Here is a 3894-nt window from a genome sequence, read left to right on the forward strand (position 1 = left end):
ACCAAAATTATTTTTATGGGAAAAGGAAGTGCACCAGTAATTTTGTCTGATAAATAGTTTTTCTAAAAGTTTATTCGGTAATTTGAATTCGAATAACCATATTAACAAATAAACAAATTAACATTAGTATGCAATTACCAAAATTTGTACTAGCAGACAACTCCGAATTTCCAGATGATATATTTATTATTCATTTAGATTTCCCAAGGTTTATTATCAATTTAAAAGATGATGAAGTAGAGTTTCTTGAAGATTTAGAAGGAGAAGACGAAACCGAACTAGAAAGCGAAATGGAGCATTTGATTACGCTTTCGGGAGAATTCTATGATAAAGAAATGAAACTTTACGAAGAGTAAGTTATTTAAAATATTTTGCCAACAAAACTTGAGCAGCTGCAAATGGTGAAATTTCATCATTTTGCACTGCTTTTTTATTTTCTTCAAGTAATTTTATTATTTCAGGATGATTGTGAAAATTATTTTTCAATTGCTCATCAATAGTTTCCATCATCCAATATTGATTTTGCTCTTTTCTTTTTTCGATAAAATAATGGTTTTCATTAACCAATTCAAAATACTCTGAAATTATTTTCCATACTTCTGGAATTCCTTCTTTAGTATATGAACTACAAGTAGATGCTACAGGAATCCAACCCGATTTTTTAGCAGGAAATAAATGTAAGGCACGATTAAATTCTGTTTTGGCAAGTTTGGCTTTATTGATATTATCACCATCAGCTTTGTTAATTATTATTGCATCTGCCATTTCCATAATTCCTCTTTTAATTCCTTGCAATTCGTCGCCAGCACCAGATATTTTTAAAAGTAAAAAGAAATCAACCATACTATGAACTGCAGTTTCGCTTTGTCCAACACCAACCGTTTCTATAATAATTATGTCAAATCCTGCTGCTTCACAAAGTATAATTGCTTCACGAGTTTTTCTTGCAACTCCACCAAGTGTTTCACCAGATGCAGAAGGTCTTATAAAAGCATTTTTATCTTTTACCAATTCTTCCATTCTAGTTTTATCACCAAGAATACTTCCATGTGAAATTGTACTACTTGGATCAACCGCAAGAACTGCAACTTTTTTACCTAAACCAGTTAAATATTTACCAAAAACTTCTATAAAAGTACTTTTTCCAACTCCAGGAACACCTGTAATTCCTATTCTTTTAGATTTATTGGCATGTGGCAAACAACCATTAATAATTTCATTAGCTTTATCAAAATGATTCGTGTTTGTACTTTCTACTATTGTTATAGAACGACTTAAATCGGTAATGTTTCCTTTTAAAATACCATCAATTAATTCTTTGGATGAAGGTTGATTTTTTCTATTAGATATAATTTTTTCAATAGATGAAGCACTGAAAGTTTTTGGCATTGCAATGCCATCTTTTTCTGATAAAGCCGATTTTTTTGAAGTTTTTTTCAATTTATTACTTTAGTTTATAAAACAAATTTAAGTAAAATAATTTCTTTGCGAACTTTGCTTTAAAACTTTGCTGCTTTAAGTTTAAAAAAAGTATTTTTGCAGTATTAAAATTTATTACTGTGCAAACCCAATCTGCAACTTTCAACAATAAAGAATTACTTCAAAAAACTGCTTTTTCAATTCTTTTTTCAATCAGTTTTGCTCATTTACTTAATGATTTAATTCAAGCCATAATTCCATCAATTTATCCAATCCTTAAAGAAAATTATCAATTATCTTTCACTCAAATCGGATTTATAACTTTTGCTTTTCAACTTACAGCTTCAATTTTTCAACCTTTTGTGGGATATTATACAGACAAACATCCAAAACCATTTTCTCAAATTTATGGAATGTTATTTTCATTGGCTGGAATTATTTCTATTTCATTTGCAGATAATTTCTATTGGATTGTAATTTCTGTAATGTTTATTGGAACTGGCTCTGCAATTTTTCATCCAGAATCAGCTCGAATTTCTAATATGGCATCTGGAGGAAAACGTGGTTTGGCTCAATCAATTTTTCAGGTTGGAGGAAATTTTGGTACAGCACTTGCGCCATTATTAGTAGCATTAATTGTAGTTCCTACTTCTCAAAAATATATTCTTTGGTTTGTAATTGCAGCTTTTCTAGGTTTGGGAATTTTAACCAAAATTGCCTATTGGTATCGTGACCATTTAGAATTAAGAAATTATTCTAAAGGCATTTCTCAGGATAATAATCTTTCAAAAAAGAAAGTCAATTTTGCCATTGGAATATTACTAACTGTAATTTTTTCAAAGTTTTTCTATTCGGCTAGCTTATCAAGTTATTATACTTTTTTTCTTATTGATAAATTTAATTTGTCAATACAAAATGCTCAATATCACATGTTTATTTACTTAATTGCATATGCTGTTGGAACAATTCTTGGTGGTCCATTGGGAGATAAATTTGGCAGAAAATATATAATATGGTTTTCAGTATTTGGCGCTTTTCCATTTGCGCTTTTATTACCATATGTAAACCTTTTTTGGACAGATGTTTTAATGATTATCATCGGAATAATAATTTCATCTGCCTTTCCTGCAATCATCGTATATGCACAAGAATTATTACCAAAAAAAATAGGTATGGTTTCTGGACTTTTCTATGGTTATGCTTTTGGAATGGGAGCTTTGGGTTCGGCTTGTTTAGGCATTTTAGCAGACCACACCTCTATTCAATATGTGTATACTATTTGTTCTTATTTACCATTAATAGGAATAATATGCTACTTTTTACCTAATCTGAAAACAAAAAAAATACTGGTGTAAGAAATTTATTTATTTAAAAATAAAAATTATGTTAAATTAAGTTAATTTGCTTATTTATGTTAATAATTTTTAAAAAAAAAATCACTTGATTTATATAATTAATTAAATTTGTGTATTATTAATTTAGAATATCACTACTACTTTTTTAATTTAATAATAAATAAGCCCTAAATTTTTAAAACATAGTTTTAAAAAGAATAACCTAGAATAATTCCTCAAATCTGGTTTTTATTAAACTTTTTTAAACAGTTTAATAAGGTGTGTTATTAAACATTTTGAAAAATATACATTTTTCAAAATTTGGGTTCTGCAACTTTAGATGTTGTTCTACATTTTTTTTTTTAACTAATAAATTTAATTTATGGATAGGTATTCATTTTTTATCATCCCCATTTATATCATTATTTTATAATTCCTACTCATAATATGGTTTAACTTTAAACATTTATATTATGAAAACAAATATTTTATTTCAGTCTGAGAAAATAACTAAAAGTCAATGCAGATCTTTATTTTCCTCAGAGTCAGTCAAAAACAAGTCAAGTTTCTTTGGTTGTTGGCGTACAATTACGACTTTCTTTTTTGCCTTTTTATTGTTTAATAATACTTCTTGGGCACAAAATGTAGCGGCTGACATTGACCAAGGTAAAAATGAGACACCTGGTAATATTACTAATCCAGTACAATGGGTTAATGGAAATTTAAATGCTAATCAGTCGCACCTTCTAGAAGGAATGTCAGTTCCATATCGTATGCGTATCACAGGTTTGACTAACGGCACTCACACACTTGTAATTGGGATTGACACTCGAGATGGAGATAAAGCAGCTCTTGACTATTATACTAGTTACCAGCGCTTAGAATCTCATGGTCAGTTTATTCCAGTTCATCCTGCAGAAACAGTTGATCCTCTTTTGGGTTTGGTAGGTTCGTTTTCAGGGCCTAATTTTGGTGATATTCCTCCTCCCAGCATAACAGGAACCCCAGTACTTGGTCAACCATTAGCTAGTTTCAATTCTTTGCCACTAGCTGAGCGCAAAATTGCTATCTGGAATGGTACAATAACTGCAGTTGCTTATGCACTTCAAGATCCACTTAACCAGGCAAGTTCTAAAACAAA

4 protein-coding genes are annotated in these 3894 nt (G+C 29.5%); 3 read left to right on the forward strand and 1 reads right to left on the reverse strand.

What is annotated here, in order from left to right:
- Window positions 1–128: 128 nt before the first annotated feature.
- Window positions 129–356 carry a hypothetical protein gene (locus ACH2BO_RS01840; protein WP_395043059.1) on the forward strand — a complete coding sequence of 76 codons (228 nt, stop codon included), beginning with the start codon at window positions 129–131 and terminating at the stop codon, window positions 354–356.
- A gap of 1 nt (window position 357) precedes the next feature.
- On the opposite strand, the gene meaB is transcribed toward ACH2BO_RS01840, so the two are convergent.
- Window positions 358–1389, reverse strand: a complete 1032-nt coding sequence (gene meaB / locus ACH2BO_RS01845; protein WP_395043061.1) for a methylmalonyl Co-A mutase-associated GTPase MeaB — start codon at window positions 1387–1389, stop codon at window positions 358–360.
- A gap of 164 nt (window positions 1390–1553) precedes the next feature.
- Here meaB and ACH2BO_RS01850 point away from each other — a divergent pair, with 164 nt between their 5' ends.
- Together ACH2BO_RS01850 and ACH2BO_RS01855 are read left to right on the forward strand one after the other, a co-directional pair.
- A complete protein-coding gene (locus ACH2BO_RS01850) occupies window positions 1554–2774 on the forward strand; it encodes an MFS transporter (RefSeq protein WP_395043062.1) in 1221 nt (406 codons plus the stop codon).
- A 452-nt stretch (window positions 2775–3226) separates the two neighbouring features.
- The coding region (locus ACH2BO_RS01855; protein ID WP_395043060.1) for a hypothetical protein at window positions 3227–3894 on the forward strand (668 nt) is incomplete at its 3' end.

Source organism: Flavobacterium sp. (assembly GCF_043773265.1).
GTDB lineage: Bacteria > Bacteroidota > Bacteroidia > Flavobacteriales > Flavobacteriaceae > Flavobacterium.